The organism is Acidiphilium iwatense, from assembly GCF_021556475.1.
In the GTDB taxonomy this organism is placed as follows: Bacteria; Pseudomonadota; Alphaproteobacteria; order Acetobacterales; family Acetobacteraceae; genus Acidiphilium; species Acidiphilium iwatense.
This window is the reverse complement of record NZ_JAKGBZ010000013.1, coordinates 47,798-70,789: the sequence shown is the minus strand read 5'-3', so window position 1 is coordinate 70,789 and position 22,992 is coordinate 47,798. Positions and strand designations below refer to the sequence as shown.

Here is a 22,992-nt window from a genome sequence, read left to right as displayed (position 1 = left end):
CAAGACAATGCTCAAGCCGCGACGACGGCGCTCTCGCCCGACAGGATACGCCGCAAGGCAACCACCAGATCGTCCATCATCGCCTCGGTGTGCTTCGGTCCCGGCGTGAAGCGCAGCCGCTCGGTGCCGGCCGGCACGGTCGGGTAATTGATCGGCGTGGCATACATGCCGAACTCGCGGATCAGCCGCATCGAAACCTCGGTGGCCCGCGCGGCGTTGCCGATCATCAGCGGCACGATATGGCTCTCGCTATGCAGGCGCGGCAGTCCGGCGGCATCGAATTTTCGCTTGAGCAGGCTCGCCCGCTCGAACAGCACGGCGCGGCGCGCATCGTCCGCCTTGAGCCGGCGGATCGAGGCAAGCGCCGCTGCGACCGTGGGCGGCGGCAGGGCGGTAGTGAAAATGAACCCGGCCGCCGTCGAACGGATATAGTCGATCACGCTGGCATCGCCCGCCACATAGCCGCCATGGCAGCCATAGGCCTTGGCCAGCGTCCCCTCTATGATGGTCAGGCGCCCGGCCACGCCATCCCGTTCCGACACCCCGCCCCCGTGCGGGCCGTACATGCCGACGGCATGAACCTCATCGAGATAGGTGATGGCGTTGTATTTATCAGCCAGATCGCAGATCGCCCCGATCGGCGCGATATCGCCGTCCATCGAATACACGCTCTCGAACGCGATCATCTTCGGTGCGTCCCCGGGCGCCGCCGCGAGCAGCCGCTCCAGATCGGCCGGATCGTTGTGCCTGAACACATGCACCTTGGCCGGGCGGCCGCCCTTGATGCCGACGATCATCGAATTGTGGTTCTGCGCGTCGGAAAATACGTGCCAGTCCGGCAGCGAATTCAGGATCGCGCTGAGCGTGGCTTGATTCGACACGTAGCCCGAGGTGAACAGCAGCGCCGCATCCTTGCCGTGCAGCGCGGCGAGTTCCGCCTCCAGAGCCACATGAATCGGCGACGATCCGGCGATATTGCGCGTCCCGCCCGCGCCCGCGCCCATGGTGCGCGCCGCCGCGATCGAGGCCTCGATCACCTCGGGATCGGTGCCCATCGCGAGATAGTCGTTCGACGACCAGACCAGGATATCCTCGGTCTTGCCGTCCATGGTGACGCGGTAATACGGGAAGCGGTCGGCCAGCTTCTCCAGCGCCACGAACCGGCGATAGCGCCCGGCGGCGCGGATATCGGCCAAGGCCTTGTCGCATTGCGCGATAAACGGATGATCCCTGTTCATTCCCACACTCCAGCACGCAGCCCTTCGAGGCCGCGACATATCCCCGCATCCATCATATTCCGATTTTGGCTAAGTATGCGACAGGAAACGATCACATCCTTGCTATGCCCCGAGATGCCATGCGCAACGTCAGCGGCCCAGCACTGCCATCATTTCGGCCCATTCGCGCTTGGAAAGCCCCGATCCAGGCTGCTCCACCGCCTCGCCGGCCAGCATCCGGCGCAGCACGGCGAGCATCGACGCCGAAAAACTGGCCGCCCCCAACCGATACTCCTCGAAAGCCCGAAAACAGGCCGGCACCCAGGCGCGCACCATATCCATCATCGCCTCGGCATAGGCGCGGATTTCATATTGCGCATGAGGATCGGCCCGCAATGATAGGAAATGAAAAAGATTATGCAGATCGGTCTTCCAGTACCACTGGGTATAGGTGTTGAGGGTGAGGTTCATCCGCGCCAGCTCCCGCGCCAGCCCGCGCCGTGCCGGATCGGCCTCGCCCTCGTTCAACATGTGCTCGTAATGAGTATAATTCCGCTCCGCATCCTCGCGCAGCAGCGACAGCACCTCGGCAGCCTCATCGCCCGCGAGCACCGCGCCCCGGCCCTGGCGGTTGCTGGCCGACTGCGCCGCGAGATGTTCGGGGGCGGGGACATAAAACTCCCGATCCATCACCGAATAACGCGCGGAATACTCGTTCACGTTGGCGGTGCGATGCCTGATCCATTGCCGTGCCACGAAAATCGGCAGCTTCACGTGGAACTTGATTTCGCACATCTCGAACGGCGTGGAATGCCGGTGCCGCATCAGGTAGCGGATCAGCCCCTCATCCTCGCTCACCTTGCGCGTGCCGCGGCCGTATGAAACCCGCGCCGCCTGCACCACCGCCGTATCGTCGCCCATATAGTCGATCGCCCGGACGAAGCCGTGGTCGAGCACCGGGATCGGCGCGAACAGCATGGCTTCCAGCGCCGGCACGGTAGCACGCCGGGTCGAAGCGCTCTGGCCTCGCGCCGTGTCGATCTCGGCCTGGTCGGAATCGGAAAGCTGCATGGAGAGGTCCCTTTCGCCGCGCGATGCTATCACCTATATACGGGGTGTCGGGCAACCGACTACGGCGATAAACGGTGCGTGGAATAAGCGTTGTGGACCCGGGGGCAGTACCCGGCGCCTCCACCAAACTCTGCTGAAACCAGCAGAATACGGGGGCGAAACAGGCTCGACACGCGCGGTAAAGACCCATCTTTCGCTCGGCATGGTTCCGCCGTCATCGGGCCGTATCACAAGTGCCAACGATAACTTCGAGGCGCTCGCTATCGCTGCGTAAGCGATAAGCGCGGTTGGGGGGGCACCGGGCAACAGAAGCCCCCCGCTTTCACCGGGCAGCCTTTCAGGCATAAAAAAACGGCCGGTTTTTGGGCCGGCCGGCATCATTGCGATGCAATCTGAAGAGGCTCCCTAAACTTGGCGGCTGGCACTGTTCAGTCTCGACTTGCCGATCCCTCAAAGCGCCACGATCGTTAAATGACGGATAATCGTTTCCCAAGCAAGACCCTTTCGTGTCGTATATGGGGTTTTGAAAGAAAAAATGTATTACGTGCCGCGACGGTCATGCTTATTTATGATACATTTTCGGTCAGCCATACCGTCCGATCACCGCGAAACCAATGATGACAAAGCCGAGCAGCAGATCGATCGCGATCAGGCGGACAAGCCGCCGCGTCTCTGTCGTCTCTCTGTCACGATCGCGCGAGACTTCGGCGGCGCGCAGCAGCACCGGCTCTCCAAAGGCCGCGATCAGAAGCACCACACCCATCGCGATCCCCGCGGCCTGCATCGCATCGACCGCCCAGGGCCAGAGGCCCGGCGATCCGTCGGCCAGGAAAGCGAGTGCCCAGCCGGAGGCGAGCGTCACCGGCATCGCGAGCACGCCGCCGCGCAGCAACCGTTCCGCGCGCGCGCCGAACCCCGCCTCGTTGCGCGGAAGGAGCAAAATCCCGGCCAACAACCCGATCCATAGCGCCGCGCCGGCAAGATGAATGGCGAGCAGAGTCGAAATACCGATGAACGACAAGACTGAACCGCCTAAAAGAATTCGATTTTCGCCTGCCTCATAGCAAATCCCGCTCCTCCCGTCCCACATGGATTGTATGGAACCGCTCTTCACCCCGCGCGAGATGGCCGCGATCGACGCCGCCGCCCCGAATCGCGGCACCGCGTCGCTCGATCTGATGGAGAATGCCGGGCGAGCCGTCACCCGTGCGATCCTCCGCCGCTACCCGCCGTGCCGGGTCCTGGTGCTCGCAGGGCCGGGCAATAACGGCGGCGACGGCTATGTCGCCGCCCGCCTGCTCGCCGAGCGCGGCTGGCCGGTCGCCGTCGCCCCCATCGCGCGCCCACGCGCGGGGTCGGACGCCGCCATCGCCGCCGCACGCTGGGACGGCCTCCTCGTATCGCCCGAAACCGATCGCATCCGCGCCGCCGATCTCGTGATCGACGCGGTGTTCGGCTCCGGCCTCGCCCGCGAAATCGCGCCGGATATCGCCGAACAACTCGCCACGGCCGGAACCCTCGTCGCGATCGACATGCCGAGTGGGGTGGACGGCGCCACCGGCGCAATCCGGGGTTTCGCGCCGCGAGCCGCCCTCACCGTCACCTTCGTCGCGCGCAAACCCGGCCATCTGCTCTATCCGGGCCGCGCCCGGTGCGGCGAGGTCGTCTGCGCCGATATCGGCATGCCCGCCGGCGCGATCGCCCGTATCGCCCCAACCCTCTGGCGCAACGCACCCGGTCTATGGCGCCTGCCCGGCATCGCGGAAGCCGGCCATAAATACGATCGCGGCCATCTGACCATCCTCGCGGGCGCGATGCCCGGAGCGGCAATCCTCGCCGCCAATGCCGCCCTCCGCGCCGGTGCCGGGCTGGTAACGCTCTCGGCGGAACAAGCCATTGCCGGCGCACCGCCCGGCCTGATCGTCCGCACCGACCGATTGTCCGATCTCATCGCCGACACGCGCCGCCGCGTCTGGCTTTGCGGCCCCGGCCTCGGCGTCGAGCGCGCGGGCGCCGCGCTCGACGCGCTGATCGCCGCCGGCCGCGCCATCGTCGCCGACGCCGACGCGCTCACCGCCTGCGCCGATGCGCCCGAGCGCCTGCGCGGGGTTTCGGCGATCACCCCGCATGAAGGCGAATTCGCCCGGATTTTCCCAGGCATCGACGGCGACAAGCTATCGGCCGCCCGCGCCGCCGCCGCCCGAACCGATACCGTCGTCGTCCTTAAAGGCGCCGATACCGTCATCGCCGCACCGGACGGCCGCGCCGCGATCAACGACAACGCGCCGCCCACCCTCGCCACCGCCGGCTGCGGCGATACGCTGGCCGGCATCATCGCCGGGCTGCTCACCCGGAAAATGAATCCCTTCGAGGCGGCATGTGCCGCAGTCTGGCTGCATGGCGAAGCGGCGCGGCGGATCGGCCCCGGCCTGATCGCCGAGGATCTGGCAAACGCCCTGCCGGAGACGATCAAAGCATTGGCCGAGCGCCGCTCGTCATGACCGGCCGGTCTCGGGCGTGACCGGCGCCGGATCGATCGTCGCTTCCGGCGCGTCTTCCTCGGATCGGCCCAAAAATTCCATGACGATCCCGACCGCGTCCCGCAGTGAGGTGGGAAACCACTCTGCATCGATCGCCGCCTGAAACCTCGCATAGCGTTCGTAATCCTCGCTCGTGGTCCAGAAACCCACGGCCAGGGACGCGCCGGGCATCGCACCGTGGACGCGCCGCACGAGATAGCGCAGGCTCGAGGGCGCGGTGCCGGCATCCAGTGTGCAGATCGCGCCGACCTCGATGCCCGTGGTATCGAGCGCCGCGATCTGGCTGCGCGATACCGCATCGAACGATACCACCCGCGCACCGATCCCGCGCCAGCGCAGCAACTGCGTGAGCAGCGAAGCCGCCAGTTCGTCGAGCCGGCCGCGCCCGGCGAAGCATAGAACGGAGGGGGAAGCGAAATCGACGCGATGCAGCATTGCGGCAATCTCGTCGCGCTCGTCGAGCACTGTCATCAGTTCGTGAATCGTCGCCTCCACCCGCTCGATCTGACCCGGATAGAGAACGCCCCGGTCGGCATCCGCCGCCGCGAAGCGCAGCGCCGGCAGCACCACCTCATCGTAATACTCGCCGAGCAGGCGATCGCGCAGCACGATCTCCGCCTGGTCCGCCACATCGTCCGGGTCGCCGGCGAGAGCGCGCTGATAGAACGATTCGACCGCGGTCAACGCCGGCTGGTTGCCGAAAATAACGGCAAAAAATTCAAGCCGCTTGAAATGCTGGCCGAGCACGACGCCGCAGAGCGTCAGCGGTGTCGAGAGCAGCAACCCGATCGGTCCCCAGATGAAACTCCAGAAAATCGCCGCGACAAGCACCGAGATCGGCGACAGCCCGGTACTGTGCCCGTAAGCCATCGGCTCGACGACCTGTCCGGCGATCGCCTCCGTCACGATGAACAGCACGAGCGTCCAGATCACCATCGACCAGCCCGGTGCGATGGCGGCGGCAAGAAGAGCGGGAGGAACCGCGGCGATGACGCTGCCGATATAGGGAACGAATCGGGCCAGCATGGTGACCACGCCCCACAGAATAGCACCCGGCACACCGATCACCGCGAGCCCGACCCCGACGACGACGCCCGACCCCAGATTGATCAGGAACTTCGCCAGGAAATAGCGCGAAAGCCGGTGTGCGGCATCGTCGAGCGCGGTGGTTGTGCGGTGAAGATCGTGCGAACCGAACAGCCGGATGAGCCGGTCGCGCAGATCGTCCTGATAGACCAGAACGAAGCCCGCTACGGTAAAGACAAGGAATACCAGCGCGAGCGGGCCAAGCGTCGGCAGAACAATTCGCCGTGCCAGTTGCGTCCCGGATATCGGCCGATGCACGACGCGAACCCGCAGCGGCGGCGGTTGCGCGGGTGCGGCGGTCTGCTTCTTCGGCCTGGCGAGCGTGTCTCGTTTCAGTTCGTCACCGGCACCTTTGACCAGACGGCCGAGATTGCCGACGGTCATGGTCCGCAGCGTTTCCACCTTATGGACCAGCGCCGCCCGTTCCTGAGGTATATTCTGCACCAGACCGGCGACCTGCGTCCCGATGACCGCACCAAGTCCCGCCAGCACACCGAGCAGCAGAATCATCGTGACCAGCACCGCGGGGATCCGGCCGAGATGCCAGGAGCGCAGAACGTGAACGATGGGGGCGACGAGAAAACTCAGCAGCACCGCGAGCGTTATCGGAATCAGAACTTCGCGGCCCAGATAAAGTGCCGCGACGACAACGACACTGGCGACCAGCGTCGTCAACCCGTGCACGCCGGGAATCCCCGGTGCGGGTACCGGGATCACGGGTCTGAGCCGGCCTGTCGATCGCGTCTCTCTCATCAGGGTTTTCCTAAAGCATGCCCCCAATTCGACTCATTGCACAGCCGACGGCCATTGCGCGGGACGCTCGGCATGAGCGCGCTCCCAGATCCCCATCGTATCGCGAGTGATCGGCACGACGTCGCGACGCTTCGCAAGCTGCATCTGGAAGACAATGTTCGAGCGGTGCCGGAAGCCCACTTCGCAGAGAGCGAGATAGAACTCCCACATCCGGCAGAAGCGCTCGTCGTACAGCGCCGCCACCTCGTCGCGCCGCGCCATGAACCGCTCGCGCCACAGCCGCAATGTCCGCGCGTAGTGCAGGCGCAGGATTTCGAGATCGGTGACGATGAGGCCGCTGCGCTCGACCGCCGAGAACACCTCGGAAAGCGACGGCGTATCGGCGCCTGGAAAAATATATTTTCGGATGAACGGATTGATCGGACCCGGCACGCCATTATCCCCGATCGCGTGAAGCAATGCCACGCCGTCATCGACCAGAAGGTCGCGGAGACGCGCGAAGAACTCGGCATAGTTCTTCTTGCCGACATGCTCGAACATGCCGACCGAGACGATGCGGTCGAATGTCCCCTCCTGTTCGCGGTAGTCGCGCAAGGCGAACCGTACCTGATCGGTCAACCCTGCTTCGGCCACGCGCGCGGTGCTCATTTTGTGCTGTTCGGTGCTCAGCGTGACGCCGGTGACATCCGCCCCGGCCGTCTGCGCCAGATAAAGACCGAGGCCGCCCCAGCCGGAACCGATATCGAGAATCCGCAATCCGGGCTGGTCGAGCATCAGCTTGGACGCGATATGACGTTTCTTGTTCTGCTGCGCGGTCTCCAGGCTGTCGGTTTCGCTGGTGAAATAGGCGCAGGAATATTGCCGGTCGCGATCGAGGAAGATGTCGTAGAGTTTGTCGGACAAATCGTAATGGTGCGCCACGTTGCGGCGCGCCCGGCCGATCGGGTTGCGTTGCTGGATATGCGTGCCGAGCCGCGCGAGCAGGCCGAGCCAGGGATGGGTGCCGATGCGATCGGCGTTCCGCCCGATGACATCGAGGAAATCATAGAGTGTGCCCTGCTCGATCACGAACATGCCGTCCATGTAGGCTTCGCCGATCGAGAGGCTGGGGTTGAGCGCCAGCGTGATGTCGAGCCGGCGCGAGCGGAGCCGGACGGTGACGCGGGGTGGCGAGTCGTCGCCGATCGCATGGATGCGACCCGCGCCGTCGATCAGACGGAGACTGCCGGAGCGGACCACGTAATTAAGAATTTTTGCGAACATCCTGGACCGGCTCTCCGTGCGTCGTCGATCATGTGTTCACGAGAGGGTCCGGCCACAAGCCGTTCGACGGATTCGCGACCGAACAAAACCGGCGGGGAAAGCGTCTGTCCGCGCGCAGCGCCGGGTTGCGAAGCGGAAGCTTTCGGAGAACGCGGCACCGTCTATAGTCGGCCCATCATTCAAGGGGAGGACCGCCATGACCACCAATGCCAGCCTGCAAGCGCGCCGCGAAGCCGCCGTGCCGCGCGGGGTGGGCGTCGCCCATCCGGTATTCGCCGCACGCGCCGAGAATTCGGAGCTGTGGGACGAGGAAGGTCGCCGATACGTCGATTTCGCGGGCGGCATCGCGGTGCTCAACACCGGTCACCGGCACCCCAAGGTAATCGCCGCGGTCGAAGCTCAGATGGCGCGCTTCACCCATACCTGTTTCCAGGTTTCGCCCTACGAGCCCTATATCGCGCTCGCCGAACGGCTCAACGCGATCGCCCCGATCGAGGGGCCGGCGAAGACGATTTTTCTCACAACCGGCGCGGAAGCGCTTGAAAATGCGGTAAAGATCGCTCGCGCGGCGACCGGCCGGCCGGGCATCATCACCTTCGCCGGCGGCTATCACGGCCGCACCCTGCTGACCATGGCGATGACCGGCAAGGTGCTGCCCTACAAGAAGCATTTCGCGCCGATGCCGGCGGAGGTCTATCACGCGCCCTTCCCGTTCGAGCCGTTCGGTGTCACCGTCGCCGATTCCCTGCGCGCGATCGAGACGATCTTCCGCGCCGATATCGAACCGTCGCGCGTCGCGGCCATCGCGATCGAGCCGGTGCAGGGCGAAGGCGGATTCATCCCCGCCCCGACCGAACTGCTCCAGGCGCTGCGCAAACTCTGCGACCAGCACGGCATCCTGCTGATCGTCGACGAGGTGCAGACCGGCTTCGGGCGCACCGGCAGGATGTTCGCCGTCGAGCATTCCGGGGTGAAGCCCGACCTGATCGCGGTGGCGAAATCGCTCGCCGGCGGATTTCCGCTATCGGGCGTGATCGGCCGCGCCGCGGTGATGGACGCGCCGGAGCCCGGCGGCCTCGGCGGCACCTATGCAGGCAACCCGCTCGCCTGTGCGGCGGCGCTCGCGGTGCTGGACGTGATCGAGGAGGAAAAACTCGTCGACCGGGCCAATGCGATCGGCGCCGCCATCACGTCCCGCCTGCACAAAATCGCCGCGCGCAACGACGTGGCCCCGATCGCGGCGATCAGGGGACCTGGTGCGATGATCGCGTTCGATGTGGTCAAGGAGCGCGGCGGCTACGAGCCGGATGCGGAAAGGACCAAACAGGTTCTCGCCAAAGCACGCGAGCACGGGCTGATCCTGCTGTCCTGCGGCGTGAACTACAACACGGTCCGCCTGCTCGTGCCGCTCACCGTGAGCGACGCGGTGCTCGACGAGGGCCTCCTCGCGCTGGAACAAGCCCTCGCCGCATGAAGATCAGGTAAAGAACTTCACCGTCATCTTGATCATCTGCTTCACCCGCCCTGAATAGGGCGGGAACAGCATCGGGGTCGCGCTGAACTTGTCCGAGAGCACGGCCCGCTCATGCGAGAAGGCGCGAAACCCGTAGAACCCGTGGGCGTTGCCGATGCCCGAATTGTTCACCCCGCCGAAGGGCAGGTTGGCGTGAAGGAAATGCGCCATCGAGGCGTTCACGCAGGAGCCGCCGGCCGAGGTTTCAGTGATAACCCGATCCGCGATCGCCTTGTCCTTGGTATAGACATACAGGGCGAGCGGCTTCGGCCGCGCATTGATCTCGCGCACCGGCATGGCGAGATCGCCGTAGGGCAGGATCGGCAGAACCGGCCCGAAAATCTCCTCCTGCATGATCAATGAATCGGCCGAAACGTTCGATAGCAATGTGGGCGCGACGAAATTCTGCCCGGCATCGGCCGTACCGCCGGCATGGATCGTCGCCCCGCGCGTCGTCGCGTCGTCGATCAGATTCCGCACGCGCGCGAAATGCCGCGCATTGACGATGCGGCAATAATCCGGGCTTGCCGCCGCGTCGCCATACATAGCGGCGATCGCGCCGCGCGCCGCGTCGATGAATTGCGGCATCCGGCTTTCATGAACATAGGCATAGTCGGGAGCGATGCAGGTCTGGCCGTTATTGGCGAATTTGCCCCAGACGATGCTGCGCGCGGATTTCTTCAGATCGGCGGTCTCGTCGACGATCACCGGCGATTTGCCGCCAAGCTCCAGCGTGACCGAGGCGAGATGCTTCGCCGCCGCCGCCATCACGACCTTGCCGACCGCCGGGCTGCCGGTGAAGAAAATATGGTCGAACGGCAGATCGAGCAGAGCGGTCGCGACCGAGGCGTCGCCCTCGAACAGAGCGACATCGTCAGGCGCAAACGTGTCGCGCACGATTTCGGCCATCAGCGCGGCGCTGTGCGGCGTGAGTTCGGAGGGCTTGATGATCGCGGTACACCCGGCGCCGATCGCCGAGGCCAGCGGCCCGAAGGTCAGATTGAACGGGTAATTCCAGGGCGAAATGATCAGCGACACGCCTTTCGGCTCGTGACGGATCGCCGCTTTGGTACCGAGCATCGCGAGCGTGGCGGGCACCCGCCTCGGCGCCATCCAGGATTTCAGGTGCCGGCACGTGTGACGGATTTCCGACAGGATCGGCATGATCTCGGACAGATCGGCTTCCGCTTCCGGTTTGTGCAGATCGGCGGCGAGTGCGGCATAAATCGCGGCACGCCGGCCGAGAATGGCTTTTTCCAGGCGGCGCAACGTCGCGATCCGCTCATCGGCGGTGGAAACGCGAAGGGCGATCGCGCGCGTCCGCTGGCGCTCGAACACGTCTTCGATGCTCAGCGCCGGGGTGGCGGAACCGGGTCCCAGCGTGATCCTGCTGCCGACATTCATCGCGATTTCCCTCCATCTTTGTTTTTTTGCCGGGGGAGACAACCAGATAGTGACAAAAATGTCAATTTATTTCAGCTAACGATAGCGCGGCAAGGGATTCGCCGCCTCGATCCGCGTCCAGTGCGCGTGCAGCAGCGCGATCTTGTCGAACACGGCGGCCAGATCCATCATTTCCCGGTCGAGCCGGCGCGCTGCGGCAAGTCCGCGATGCGATGGTTCGCCCGAAATCAGCCGCGCCCCCGCCGACACCCGCAGCCAGCCGACCTGCCCGCCATCGCCGTCCGGCAATGCCACCGGCTGACCGATATGGCAGATCCGGGCGGCAAGGCGGCGCTCGTCAGCGGTATCGAACAGCGCGGAACAATCGGCATTCAGCCATTGATAGAGCTTGCGCATCGCGGCGGGATCGAGCAGCCGTCCCGACTCATCCGGCGAGCGCACGGCGAAGCCGAACACGCTGCGCAGCCCGTCCCATCCGTCGCCGTCGCGGCACGGGGCGGTCACGTTCTGGAGCACGAAAATGGAATGGCCGCGGATCGCCTCCCGCACCGTCGCCGCGAACCGCTCGAGCACCGCGATCTTGCGCATATCGCTCACCTTCGCGAAGGCGCGATATTCCGCCAGCGCCGCCCGCCAGCGGAGCACAAGCCCGTAATTGGCGGTCGGCGGCAGCAATCGTGCGGCGCGCGCGCCTTGCGGCCACTCGGCACGGCCGAAATAGGCATCGAGCCCTGCCGGCAGCGCGCCTGACGACAGGCGCTTCGCGAGCGCCGGCGGCAGCAGCGCCGCACCGGCGAACGGCGGTCCGGTGAGGAATTTCGAGCCGGTGATCTGCACCACCGCGCCGAGGTCGAGATAGGCCCGGATGTACGCGGGCGCGATGCGAAGCTGGCAGGCATCGACCACGATGTCGAGCACCGCGCCGAACCGCTCCCGCAACGCGCGCAGCAGTTCCATCGACGGCGCGAGCAGCCCGGTTTTCGACAAATCGAGTGCATGCAGGATCGCAAGCCGCCCGGCGCCGGTCGCATTGGCAACGGCCGCGACGATGTCGGCATGGATATCGTCCTGCGGCCGGATCGTCCCGGCGGCGTCGCGCAGCGGAATCGAAACCAGAACCGTGTCGGCCCTGAACCCCTCGATCGGCGCGGCACGCGACACGTCGTGCCCGTTCGCCGTATCGATCGCGAAATGCCGCCCGATCGCCGCCATCGGCACGCCGCTGCCGGTTTCCTCCGGCGCCAGCAGAATCGTGGTGATCGGCTTGCCCGCGTCCGGCAAATGGCCGAGCGCCAGGGCGAGCAATTCGCTGTCGGTGCCGGACGCCGCCAGCACCACCGCACCGCCGCGCGGAACCCCGAAGGCCCGGCCGATCGCGCGGCGCACCGCCGCCGCTTCCACCTGCACCGCGGTCCGATCACCGGTCGCGAGCATCGCCGCGGTCAGGCGCAGCCGCGCCCGGTCGGCCGCCTCGTAGCCACGCTCGGAGACCGACGACGCGGTCGAGGACGCGAAGGTGATCGCCCAGGGCCGAGGCCGGTGGCTGCACCCATAGCCGTTGAGGTCGGTCTGCGGGTCGCGCAGCAGGCGGATATCGCCGCCGGTTTCCATGATCGCCTCGGCGGTGCCGAGCACCGGCCACAGCGAAACGATCCGCACGGCGGCATCGGGCGGCAGGACACCGGACGCACCGGCGCAATGCGCCGCCAGCTCGCGCCAGATCGCCGCAAGGCGCTCGGCCGACGGCGGCAGATCGCCCGCCATGGTTTCGATCCAGCCGAATTGCGCCGGCCCAAGCCGCTCGGCCAGGGCGAACTGGGCGGCGGCGCGCGCGGCCGCCAACCCGGCCAAACCTATCGGCGCCCCGGCTTCGATCAGCCGGCCCCATTCGCCGGCGAGCCTGGCCGCGATCAGCAAACCGGTCTCATCGAGACGCTCATCGAGCACGACGGCACCGGCCGGACCGACCGAAAACGCCCGCCCGCACGGCCCGATCGTCCAAGGTCGTCCCCGCAGCGGCCAGAACGCGACATCGCGCCGGAACCGGGTTCGGATATCGGCGGCGACCCGGCCGCGCGAGCGAAGCGCCGGCGCACCGGCATCGTCAGATCGGTCTCTCATGCGTGCCTTTTATAAAGCAGATGTACAAACCCGCCATCCATGCTCTCATCCCGCCCAATCGCCGGGCCGAAACGCATCCTCGATCGGGATCACCGCATCGCCGACCACGAGAACCACGTCGAATCGTGCCCCGTCGCGCCACCAGGCGGGATTCTCGGCAAGGGCGATCTCCGCTGCGGCGGCCAGCCGCTTTTGCTGGCGGCGCGAAACCGACTCGGCCGCCGCGCGCACATGGCGCCTCGCCTTGACCTCGACGAAAATCACCAGCGTGCGGCTGGCAACAACCAAATCCAGCTCGCCGCCGCCTGTTCTCAATCTGCGCGCGAGAATCGCAAAGCCGCGTTCTTCGTACCAGGAGGCTGCGATCGATTCGGCATCGCGTCCGCACAGTTCGGCACGGCGGCGCTGCGCCGATTTCTGAAGACCAGGTAATGTCAAGTTCATTTTTCTTGTTACTGCCACTTCGTTGCCTTGTTAGCACAACCCTGCGTCGCCGCGCACCATTTCGGAAAATCATCTTGCAGTTGAATCACGCATTGCGTGCGATTAAAAATTAGATTTTGCTTAACAAGCTGTTGCCTCCGCCACAATGTATGAGTATGTCTAGGGGAGTTTCGCTATTTTTAGAGCAACTGTGACTTTAAATCGAATATCCCAATTTTGGCGTTTTTACTGACTTTGTTGTTAATAAACTGTAACTCCGGGGTATGCCGGGCAAACGGGTGTGGGAATGCACATGATGCACTTTAACGAAATAGGTCAGCAATTGCGGGCCTATCGGATGGAATCGGGCCTGAAGGCCGAGGAAATCGCCGCGCGGCTCGGCGTTTCGCGCGCCGCGCTCTATCGCTATGAGAAAGGCGAGGTGATTAAGCTGGACACCGTCAAGCGTCTTGCGGAACTTCTCAAAATTTCGCCGCTCACTCTTTTAGGAATCGGCGTCGAATATTATAGCCGCCCGATCGGCTATCTGGAGCGGATCAGGCAGATCGAGGAAACCGCCGACCAGATCCTCCAGTTTTTCGGCCCGATCTGCTATCTGACGACCTCCGACGAATACGACTCGGTGCTCGCGCAGATCTTCGAGGAACAGGCCGACCAGACCGGCGGCGACCGCACTCTCGCACGCACGGCCGCCGAGCAGGTGATGAGCGCGCTTACCGCGCGCAAGCGGATGTTTCTCGCCCGCCGCCCCTCGGTGATCGCGATCTTCACCTCCGGCGCGATCCAGAAATTCGTCGAAGACGGTGTCGCCGGCACCCTGCCGCTGTCCGATCGCCTGCGCGCGCTCGGGCGCGATGCCGCGCGGCACGAGATCGAGCGGATGGCCGACCTGATGGAAAGCGAGCCGATCGGGCTGCAATTCGGGCTGGTCTCCGGTGCGGAACCCAACGGCCCGTTCATGCTGCTGCGCACCCCGGAGCGCGCTTCGCTCGCGATCAACCCGTTCGCGACCGACGCCGCGCCGAACGCGCAGACCGGGGTTGCAATGATCACCAGCGCCGAGGATGCGGTGATGACCCATCAGCGCATCGCCGAAGCCACCTGGCGCGACGCGGTCAAGGGCCCGGCGGCGGCGAAGCAGATTCACGCCCTGCTGGCCGCCATTCCGGCCTGAGCAAGCGTTCCTTCCCTCATCCGGCACGCGGGGAGACAAGTTTTCCTCCGCGCGCTACACCGCGCCCATGGATCACCTGATTTCGACCGAACAGCTCGACCATGACCGCGCCGATCCGGCGCTGATCCTGCTCGACGCATCGTTCTACCTGCCCGCCGAGACGCAGAACGCCCGGGCGCTGTTCGCCGAAGCGCATATTCCGGGTGCGACGTTCTTCGACATCGAAACCATCGCCGATCGCGCCTCGTCCTTGCCGCATATGGTGCCGCGCGCGGCCGACTTCGCCGAAGCGGCCGAAGGCTTCGGCATCTCGAACGCCAGCCGCGTGGTGGTCTACGATCAGCGCGGCCTGTTCTCGGCCGCACGGGCATGGTGGATGTTCAGGCTGTTCGGCCACGATGCGGTGCGGGTACTCAACGGCGGCTTGCCGAAATGGCGGGCCGAAGGCCGGGCATTGGCAACGGGAGAAGCAACCGCCAGACCGCGCGGACGTTTCACGCCGCGCCTGCGGCCCGATCTGTTGCGCGATCGCGCCGCGATCGCGGCGAATCTCGCGGCACAGGCGGAAACCCTGCTCGACGCCCGCGCGGCGGGACGATTCTCCGGCGCCGTGCCGGAGCCGCGCCCCGGCATGCGCGGCGGCCATGTGCCGGGCGCCCGATCGCTGCCCTTTACCGACCTTCTCGGAGCCGACTTCACGCTGAAACCGCAAGCCGCCCTGCGCGCCGCCTTCGAGCAGCGCGGCATCGGCCCGGAAAGCCGCCCGGTGACCATGTGCGGCTCGGGCGTGACTGCGGCGGTGCTCACCCTCGGACTGGTTTGCGCGGGACTGCCGATGGGCGCACTCTATGACGGATCATGGGCGGAATGGGGCGGTGCGGCGGATACGCCGATCGAGACGACAGCATGAAGACCGATCGATTCGAGACGAAACTGGCACTCGCCGCGCGCCGGCCGGTCAAATCCCACGGCTTCGTCAACCCGAAGCTGGTGCGCGGCTCGACCGTGCTCTATTCGGATTGCGCCGAACGCCGCGCGATCGGCAAGCGCCGGCTGGAGCAGGAAGAAATCTACGGGCTGTACGGTACGGAAACCCATTTCGCGCTCCAGTCGATGGTCGCCGAAATCGAGGGCGGAACCCACTGCCAGATCGTCTCCTCCGGCCTCGCCGCCGTCACCGTGCCGCTGCTCGCCTATCTAAAAGCGGGCGATCACGTGCTGATGCCGGATTCGGTCTATGGCCCGACGCGGCAGTTCTGCAACGGCACGCTCAAGCGCTACGGCATCGAGACACAGTATTACGATCCGCTGATCGAGGAAGCCGCGCTGCGCGCGCTGATGCGCCCGGAAACCCGCGTGCTGTTCGCCGAAAGTCCCGGCAGCCACACTTTCGAGGTACAGGACGTACCGATGCTCGCGCGCGTCGCCCGCGCGCATGGCGCCAAACTGTTCATGGACAATACCTGGGGCATCCGCACGTTCCAGCCGTTCCGCCACGGCGTCGACGTGTCGATCCAGGCGCTGACCAAGTATGTCGGCGGCCATTCGGATATCGTGCTCGGCGCCGTCACCGTCGCGACCGACGCGGACTGGGAATGGCTGCGCAACGGCGCGCTCGATCTCGGCCAATACGCCTCGCCGGACGATTGCTGGCTGGCCTTGCGCGGCGCGCGCACGCTCGGCGTGCGGCTCGATCAGCAGGCGGCAAACGCGCTCGCGATCGCGCAATGGCTCGCCGGCCGCCCGGAAGTGCGGCGCGTGCTGCACCCGGCCCTGCCCTCCTGTCCCGGCCACGAATTCTGGAAACGCGACTTCACCGGCGCCTGCGGGCTGTTCGGCATCGTGTTCCAGTCCGAATACGATTACGAAGCGGTCACCGCCATGGTCGATTCGCTGCGCCTGTTCGGCATCGGCGCATCATGGGGCGGCTATGAAAGCCTGGCCCTGCCGACGAGCTTCACCATCACGCGCAGCGAAGGCACCGGCACGTTCGGCGGCGAAATGCTGCGGTTGCAGATCGGGCTTGAACATCTCGACGATCTGATCGCCGATATCGACGCGGGACTTGCCGTGCTGCGCGGCCAGAAGCGGATCGTCTGCGCATCGTCGCCCTGCCTCGCCGACGAGATCCAGGATCTCTATCGCGAAGAGCAGGCGCGATGACCGATACGGTCGCCGAACTGGCGCGGTTCAACGAGGCCGGCCTGATCCCGGCGATCGCGCAGCAGCACGACACCGGCGACGTGCTCATGCTGGCCTGGATGAACCGGGACTCGATCGCGGAAACATTGCGTACCGGCCAGGTCTGCTACTACAGCCGGAGCCGGCAAAAACTATGGTACAAGGGCGAAACCTCGGGAAACACGCAGCGTCTCGTGCAAATGCGCATCGATTGCGACGGCGACACGATCCTGCTTCTGGTCGATCAGACCGGCCCCGCCTGTCATACCGGCGCGCGCAACTGTTTCTATCGAAGCGTCAATTCAAACGGCGAGATCGCATAAAACAGGACACGTCATTGCGAGACGCAAAGCGTCGAAGCAATCCAGATGACGGACGACACCCTCAGACGTGAAAGCTTTCGCCGCAGCCGCAGCGGCCCTTCTCGTTCGGGTTCTCGAAGGTAAATCCAGAGGTAAACTTATCCGTCTTATAATCCATCACGGTGCCGATCAGGAACAGCGTCGCCTTGCGGTCGATCAGCACGGTCACCCCTTTGTCGGTCACCACCTCGTCGGTCGGCGCCGCGTCATCGACCCAATCCATCTGATAGGACATGCCGGAACACCCCTTGGTGCTCACGCCGATGCGCAATTTCTTGCCCGTCTCCGCCTTCGCATAAAGCGCGCTCAGCCGTTCCGCCGCTTCATCGGTCAGTTGCATCAGCGGCGGCAGGCTGCGCTTCGCCGGTTTGATATCCGTTTGTGTCGTGCTCATCGTCACACCGTTCAATACATGTTGAGCGCTAGCCGCGCTTCGTCGCTCATCCGCGATGGGTCCCAGGGCGGGTCCCACACGGTTTCGACATCGACCTCGGCAACCCCCGGCACGGTGCCGACGGCAAGGCGCACCGCCTCGGGCAGTTCCTGCGCGCTCGGGCATGCCGGCGCCGTCAGCGTCATTTCCACCTTCACCCGGCCCTGCTCGATCTCGATCGCATAGATCAAGCCAAGTTCGAAGATATTGACCGGAATTTCAGGATCGTACACCGTCGCGATCGCGGCGATCACCGCGTCTTCGGTCACCACCGGCGCGGTCTCGCCATCCGGCGTCCAGGTCGTCACCGGCTCGGATTTCATGAGATTGTCATCCATGACGATGCTCCGTCTTGCCGAGTGCGGCGCGCAGCGCCTGCCACGGCAGGGTCGCGCAGCGATGCCGCGACCGATATGTGTGCACGCCGGATAGCGCGCGCAAGTCGGCGAAATCGGGCCGGTCGGGCGTATTGCCGGTCGCGATCATCGTCTCGAACGCGTCGGCGAGTTCGCCGATTTCATCCTGACTTTTCCCGATCACCGCATCGCCCATCAAATCGGCGGCCGAGATGCAGATCGCGCAGCCGCGCGTCTCGTGGCTCAACGCGCCGATCCGGTTCCGGTCGCGCCTGATGCGGACATGCACGCGATCGCCGCACATCGGGTTGTCACCCTCCGCCTCGGCGTCGAACGCCGCGAGCGACCCGGCATGGCACGGCGCGCGGGCGCGCTCCATGATGAGGTTCTGGTAAAGATCCTCGATGCTGGCAACGTCCTGCATCAACCGAATACCTGCTTGACCCGGCGCAGCCCTGAAACGAGCGCATCGATTTCGCCATGCGTGGTATAGACGCCGAACGAGGCGCGCGCCGTGCTGTCCTGCCCCAGACGGCGTGTCAGCGGCTCGGCGCAATGGTGCCCCGCGCGCACCGCGATGCCCTGCTTGTCGAGCAAGGTCGCCACGTCATGCGCATGCACGCCGTCCAGCGTGAACGCCACCACCCCGCCGCGATCCTGCGCGCGGCCAAGCACGTGCAGCCCGTCGATATCGGACAGAACGGCAAGCGCGTGATCGGTCAGGCTGCGTTCATGCGCCGCGATCGCCTCGAAGCCGATCGCATTCACATAGTCGATCGCGGCACCAAGGCCGATGGTTTCGATAATCGCGGGCGTGCCCGCCTCGAACCGATAGGGCGGCTCGGCCCAGCTCGATTTTTCGTAGGAAACGCTGCGGATCATGTCGCCGCCGCCGAGGAACGGCGGCATCGCCTCCAGCAATTCGCGCTTGCCGTAGAGCACGCCGATCCCGCTCGGCCCGTAGAGCTTGTGGCCGGAAAATACATAGAAATCCGCATCGATCGCACGCACGTCGACCGCGCGATGCACCGCCGCCTGCGCGCCGTCGAGCAGGATCCTGGCGCCATAGGCGTGCGCGAAGGCGGCGAGCCGTTCCACCGGGGTATAGGTGCCGAGCACGTTCGACATATGGGTTATCGCCAGCAGCCGCACCCGGCCATCGGCGAAATTCCGCTCCAGATCGTGAAAGTCCAGTTCGCCGGCTTCGGTGATCTTGGCGATGCGGAGCTCGATGCCATGAGAATCACGCAGCATCTGCCAGGGTACCAGATTGGCGTGGTGCTCCATCTCGCTGACCACGACGGCATCGCCGGGCTGGAGCACGGTGCGGCCATAGCTGTGCGCGACGAGGTTGATCGCCTCAGTCGCATTGCGCACGAACACGATCTCCTCACGCGCGGCGTTCAGGAAAGCGGCAACCTTGTCGCGTGCGCCTTCGTAATCGTCGGAGCAGCGTTCGCTCATCCAGTGCAGGCCGCGATGGACATTGGCGTAGCGCGTCTCCATCGTGCGCACCATCGCATCGATCACCGCGCGCGGCTTCTGCGCCGAAGCGGCGCTGTCGAGAAACACCAGCTTCCTGCCGTGAACGCGCTCCGCGAGGATCGGGAAATCCGCGCGGATTCGTTCGACGTCGAAACCGATCCGTTCGATGGCGACGCTCATAAGACACCCTTTCGCCACCAGGCGTCGATGGCGTCTTCGAAAAGACGATGCGCCGTCGCGTCGGTCACCGGCTCCAGCGCCTCGTCGAGAAACGCGCGGATCAGCATCGCCCGCGCTTCCGCCTCGGGAATTCCGCGGCTGCGCAGATAGAATACCTGTTCGGGATCGAGCGCGCCGATGGTGGCCCCGTGGCTGCACTTCACGTCGTCGGCGAAAATCTCAAGCTCGGGCTTGCTGTCGATCTCGGCGTCGGGCGAAAGCAGCAGCGCCTGATTCATCTGATAGCCGTCGGTTTTCTGGGCGATCCGCGCAACCTCGATCCGCCCCTGGAACACCCCGCGCGCGGCACCCGACAGCACCGATTTCACCGTCTGGCGCGACGCGCAGTTCGGCGCGTCATGGGCGACGATGGTAGTGATGTCGCCATGCTGCGAGCCGGTCAGAAGCTGTGCCGCGTTCAGGTGAACATCGGCCTTGGCGCCGGCCAGCGTCGCGTGGGTTTCGTTGCGGCTGAGCCGAGCGCCGCAGTTGAGCGTGAACGAATCATAGCGCGCGCCGGACGCAAGATCGGCGAAGATCGTCGCGACATGAACCGCCGCCATCGCCTCGTCCTGCAGCCGGTAATGACGCAGCACCGCACCTTCGCCCAAAGCGATCTCGACCACCGGATTATGCAGATATTCGCCCTCGCCGCGCGCGATCTCGATCAGCGTCAGCGCAGCGCCGGCACCAAGCCTGATGCGATGGCGCGGCGCGATCGCAGCCTGGTGCGCCGCGTGCGCGATCGAGACCAGAAGCACCGTGCCGGCATCGACGGATTCGGCGATATCGAGCACCGCGCCATCCTGCGCGAGTGCCGCGTTCAGCGCGACCATCGGCTGATCGCGCCCTTCGGTCAGCGCCGCATCGCTGGCATAGCAGCCGAGGCCGGGCATTTTCGTGGACAGATCTTCCGCGAAACGCCCATTGACGAACACGATGCGCGGCAGATCGGTTTCCGGGATCAGTCCCGCGACCGAACCGGCTTCCGCCGGCAAGGCGAGATCGAAACTCTTCAGCCGCGCATTCAGATCGGTGTAGTGCCACGCCTCGTCGGCGCGAGTCGGCCAGCCCGTGGCACGAAACCGCGCGGCCGCCCGTGCGCGCCGGGAAACGGCTCCCGGTAGCGCCGCCAGATCGATCCGATCGAGAAAATCGCCGGCGTTCATGCCGCCTCCAGCCCGGCATAGCCGCGGGCTTCGAGTTCGAGCGCGAGTTCCGGGCCGCCCGACCGTACGATGCGCCCGGCGGCGAGAACATGAACCCGGTCCGGCACGATATGATCGAGCAGGCGCTGGTAATGGGTGATGACGAGTGCCGAGAAATCCGGCCCGCGCAGCGCGTTCACCCCGTCGGCGACGATTTTCAGCGCATCGATATCGAGGCCGGAATCGGTCTCGTCGAGCAGCGCCAGGGAAGGTTTCAGCAGCGCCATTTGCAGGATCTCGTTGCGCTTCTTCTCGCCGCCGGAAAACCCGACATTGACGTTGCGCTTGAGCATGTCGTCCGGCATGTGCAGCAGCTTGATCGCGGCCCGCGCCTCCTTGAGGAACGCCACCGCATCCAGTTCCTTCTCGCCGCGCGCGCGGCGCACCGCGTTCAGCGCCGTGCGGATGAAATTCGCATTGCCCACGCCCGGCAATTCGACCGGATATTGGAAGGCGAGAAACAGGCCGGCAGCGGCACGCTCCTCCGGCTCGATCGCCAGAAGATCGCGGCCATTGAAGGTCACGCTGCCGCCGGTGACTTCATAGCCCTCGCGCCCCGAAAGCACGTAGGACAAAGTGGATTTTCCCGCGCCGTTCGGCCCCATGATCGCGTGAATCTCGCCATCCGGCACGGTCAGATCGATCCCGCGCAGGATTTCCTTGTCGTCGATCGTCGCGGTCAGTCCCTTGATTTCAAGCATATCCGTTCCTCAACCCACCGAGCCTTCGAGCGACACGGCAAGCAGCTTCTGCGCTTCCACCGCGAACTCCATCGGCAATTCCTTCAACACATCGCGGCAGAAGCCGTTGACGATCAACCCCACCGCATCCTCTTCAGACAGACCGCGCGAGCGGCAATAGAACAACTGATCCTCGGCGATTTTCGAGGTCGTCGCTTCGTGTTCCACCTTCGCGCTCTGATTGCGGCTTTCGATATACGGCACCGTATGCGCGCCGCACTGATCGCCGATCAACAGGCTGTCGCACTGGGTGAAGTTCCGCGCGCCATGGGCACGCGGCATGATCCGCACCAGGCCGCGATAGGTGTTGTTGGAGTGGCCTGCCGAAATGCCTTTCGAGATGATCGTGCTGGTCGTATTGGGAGCAAGGTGAATCATCTTGGTGCCGGTATCGGCCTGCTGGAAATTGTTGGTCAGCGCGACCGAGTAGAACTCGCCGGTCGAGCCCTCGCCCTGCAGGATGCAAGACGGGTATTTCCAGGTGATCGCCGAGCCGGTTTCCACCTGGGTCCAGGAGATTTTCGAATTCCGCCCCCGGCACGCGCCGCGCTTGGTGACGAAATTATAGATCCCGCCGCGCCCCTGCGCATCGCCCGGATACCAGTTCTGCACCGTGCTGTATTTGATCGAGGCCTCGTCGAGGGCCACCAGCTCAACCACCGCCGCGTGCAACTGGTTTTCGTCGCGCATCGGTGCGGTGCAGCCTTCGAGATAGGAAACGCTCGCACCTTCCTCGGCGATGATCAGCGTCCGCTCGAACTGGCCGGTATTGCGCGCATTGATGCGGAAATAGGTGGAAAGCTCCATCGGGCAGCGCACGCCGCGCGGAATGAACACGAAACTGCCATCGGAAAACACGGCACTGTTCAGCGCTGCGAAATAGTTGTCGCCCGCCGGCACCACGCTGCCGAGATATTTGCGCACAAGGTCGGGATGCTCGCGCACCGCCTCGCTGATCGAACAGAAGATCACGCCCACTTTGGCGAGGCTTTCGCGGAAGGTGGTCGCCACCGAAACGCTGTCGAACACGGCATCCACGGCAACGCCGGCGAGTGCCGCCCGCTCGTTCAGCGGAATGCCGAGCTTGTCGTACATGCTGATCAGTTCGGGATCGACATCGTCGAGCGATTTCGGCGCCGGACGCTTCGGCGCCGCGTAATAATGCAGATCCTGATAGTCGATTTTCGGATGATGGATGCGCGCCCAATGCGGGTCTTCCATCGTCAGCCATGCGCGATAGGCTTTCAGCCGCCATTCGAGCAGCCATTCCGGCTCGCCTTTTTTCGCCGAAATCAGCCGCACGATATCCTCGTTCAGCCCTTTCGGCGCGAATTCCATCTCGATATTCGTCTCGAAACCGAATTTATAGCCGCCACCGGCGAGCCGGTCGATGGTTTCGATCGTTTCAGTAACCGCGGGCAT

The 22,992-nt window shown here is 64.9% G+C and carries 21 protein-coding genes and 1 other RNA gene; 7 read left to right on the top strand and 15 right to left on the bottom strand.

Annotated elements, in window-relative coordinates; translation table 11 throughout:
* Positions 1-11 precede the first annotated feature (11 nt).
* Entirely contained in the window at positions 12-1,238 is a 1,227-nt protein-coding gene (gene hemA, locus L2A60_RS08740) for a 5-aminolevulinate synthase (protein ID WP_235703996.1), read from the bottom strand.
* Between the two features lie 129 nt (positions 1,239-1,367).
* On the bottom strand, positions 1,368-2,288 hold the full coding sequence (thyX, locus tag L2A60_RS08735) for an FAD-dependent thymidylate synthase (protein WP_235703995.1): 921 nt from the start codon (positions 2,286-2,288) through the stop codon (positions 1,368-1,370).
* A gap of 7 nt (positions 2,289-2,295) precedes the next feature.
* On the opposite strand from thyX, the gene ssrA reads away from it, so the two are divergent.
* Positions 2,296-2,609: a transfer-messenger RNA gene (gene ssrA / locus L2A60_RS08730) on the top strand.
* 262 nt (positions 2,610-2,871) lie between these two features.
* Here ssrA and L2A60_RS08725 read toward each other — a convergent pair.
* Positions 2,872-3,309, bottom strand: coding sequence for a hypothetical protein (locus tag L2A60_RS08725; protein WP_235703994.1), 438 nt, complete (start codon positions 3,307-3,309; stop codon positions 2,872-2,874).
* Positions 3,310-3,376: 67 nt separating this feature from the next.
* On the opposite strand from L2A60_RS08725, the gene L2A60_RS08720 reads away from it, so the two are divergent.
* Positions 3,377-4,789, top strand: coding sequence for an NAD(P)H-hydrate dehydratase (locus L2A60_RS08720; protein ID WP_235703993.1), 1,413 nt, complete (start codon positions 3,377-3,379; stop codon positions 4,787-4,789).
* On the opposite strand, the gene L2A60_RS08715 is transcribed toward L2A60_RS08720, so the two are convergent.
* Positions 4,784-6,631 carry an AI-2E family transporter gene (locus L2A60_RS08715; protein WP_235703992.1) on the bottom strand — a complete coding sequence of 616 codons (1,848 nt, stop codon included), beginning with the start codon at positions 6,629-6,631 and terminating at the stop codon, positions 4,784-4,786. The two genes, L2A60_RS08720 and L2A60_RS08715, sit on opposite strands and share 6 nt — an antisense overlap.
* A gap of 69 nt (positions 6,632-6,700) precedes the next feature.
* Complete coding sequence (locus L2A60_RS08710) at positions 6,701-7,930, bottom strand: SAM-dependent methyltransferase (protein WP_235703991.1); 1,230 nt, start codon at positions 7,928-7,930, stop codon at positions 6,701-6,703.
* 196 nt (positions 7,931-8,126) lie between these two features.
* Between L2A60_RS08710 and gabT the strand changes: the two genes are divergently transcribed.
* Complete coding sequence (gabT, locus tag L2A60_RS08705; RefSeq protein ID WP_235703990.1) at positions 8,127-9,404, top strand: 4-aminobutyrate--2-oxoglutarate transaminase; 1,278 nt, start codon at positions 8,127-8,129, stop codon at positions 9,402-9,404.
* Positions 9,405-9,407: 3 nt separating this feature from the next.
* Here the strand turns inward: gabT and L2A60_RS08700 are convergent, their stop codons facing one another.
* From L2A60_RS08700 to L2A60_RS08690, 3 genes are all read right to left on the bottom strand, one after another.
* The gene (locus tag L2A60_RS08700) at positions 9,408-10,847 is read right to left on the bottom strand and encodes an aldehyde dehydrogenase family protein (protein ID WP_235703989.1); all 1,440 of its coding nucleotides are present in this window, start codon (positions 10,845-10,847) and stop codon (positions 9,408-9,410) included.
* 75 nt (positions 10,848-10,922) lie between these two features.
* Positions 10,923-12,968 (bottom strand): hypothetical protein, encoded by a 2,046-nt coding sequence (locus L2A60_RS08695; protein WP_235703988.1) that lies wholly within the window; start codon positions 12,966-12,968, stop codon positions 10,923-10,925.
* A 45-nt stretch (positions 12,969-13,013) separates the two neighbouring features.
* Entirely contained in the window at positions 13,014-13,412 is a 399-nt protein-coding gene (locus L2A60_RS08690) for a YraN family protein (protein WP_235703987.1), read from the bottom strand.
* A gap of 295 nt (positions 13,413-13,707) precedes the next feature.
* Here L2A60_RS08690 and L2A60_RS08685 point away from each other — a divergent pair, with 295 nt between their 5' ends.
* From L2A60_RS08685 to hisI, 4 genes are all read left to right on the top strand, one after another.
* On the top strand, positions 13,708-14,586 hold the full coding sequence (locus tag L2A60_RS08685; RefSeq protein ID WP_235704023.1) for a helix-turn-helix domain-containing protein: 879 nt from the start codon (positions 13,708-13,710) through the stop codon (positions 14,584-14,586).
* Positions 14,587-14,653: 67 nt separating this feature from the next.
* A complete protein-coding gene (locus L2A60_RS08680) occupies positions 14,654-15,496 on the top strand; it encodes a sulfurtransferase (RefSeq protein ID WP_235703986.1) in 843 nt (280 codons plus the stop codon).
* Entirely contained in the window at positions 15,493-16,749 is a 1,257-nt protein-coding gene (gene metC, locus L2A60_RS08675) for a cystathionine beta-lyase (RefSeq protein ID WP_235703985.1), read from the top strand. Before L2A60_RS08680 ends, metC begins: the two co-directional genes overlap by 4 nt.
* Positions 16,746-17,090 (top strand): phosphoribosyl-AMP cyclohydrolase, encoded by a 345-nt coding sequence (gene hisI / locus L2A60_RS08670; RefSeq protein ID WP_235703984.1) that lies wholly within the window; start codon positions 16,746-16,748, stop codon positions 17,088-17,090. The genes metC and hisI overlap by 4 nt, the downstream gene beginning before the upstream one ends.
* A 61-nt stretch (positions 17,091-17,151) precedes the next feature.
* Here the strand turns inward: hisI and L2A60_RS08665 are convergent, their stop codons facing one another.
* Genes L2A60_RS08665 through sufB form a run of 7 tightly spaced genes read right to left on the bottom strand, consistent with a single transcriptional unit; the run spans position 17,152 to position 22,992 of the window.
* Positions 17,152-17,523 carry a HesB/IscA family protein gene (locus L2A60_RS08665; RefSeq protein WP_235703983.1) on the bottom strand — a complete coding sequence of 124 codons (372 nt, stop codon included), beginning with the start codon at positions 17,521-17,523 and terminating at the stop codon, positions 17,152-17,154.
* 11 nt (positions 17,524-17,534) lie between these two features.
* Positions 17,535-17,900: an SUF system Fe-S cluster assembly protein gene (locus tag L2A60_RS08660; protein ID WP_235703982.1), complete on the bottom strand. Its 366-nt coding sequence runs from the start codon at positions 17,898-17,900 to the stop codon at positions 17,535-17,537.
* Positions 17,893-18,342: a Fe-S cluster assembly sulfur transfer protein SufU gene (gene sufU / locus L2A60_RS08655; RefSeq protein ID WP_235703981.1), complete on the bottom strand. Its 450-nt coding sequence runs from the start codon at positions 18,340-18,342 to the stop codon at positions 17,893-17,895. Before sufU ends, L2A60_RS08660 begins: the two co-directional genes overlap by 8 nt.
* Positions 18,342-19,583, bottom strand: a complete 1,242-nt coding sequence (locus tag L2A60_RS08650; RefSeq protein ID WP_235703980.1) for an aminotransferase class V-fold PLP-dependent enzyme — start codon at positions 19,581-19,583, stop codon at positions 18,342-18,344. Before L2A60_RS08650 ends, sufU begins: the two co-directional genes overlap by 1 nt.
* Entirely contained in the window at positions 19,580-20,791 is a 1,212-nt protein-coding gene (gene sufD / locus L2A60_RS08645) for a Fe-S cluster assembly protein SufD (RefSeq protein ID WP_235703979.1), read from the bottom strand. Before sufD ends, L2A60_RS08650 begins: the two co-directional genes overlap by 4 nt.
* On the bottom strand, positions 20,788-21,531 hold the full coding sequence (sufC, locus tag L2A60_RS08640; protein WP_235703978.1) for a Fe-S cluster assembly ATPase SufC: 744 nt from the start codon (positions 21,529-21,531) through the stop codon (positions 20,788-20,790). Before sufC ends, sufD begins: the two co-directional genes overlap by 4 nt.
* A 9-nt stretch (positions 21,532-21,540) precedes the next feature.
* Positions 21,541-22,992 carry a Fe-S cluster assembly protein SufB gene (sufB, locus tag L2A60_RS08635; protein WP_235703977.1) on the bottom strand — a complete coding sequence of 484 codons (1,452 nt, stop codon included), beginning with the start codon at positions 22,990-22,992 and terminating at the stop codon, positions 21,541-21,543.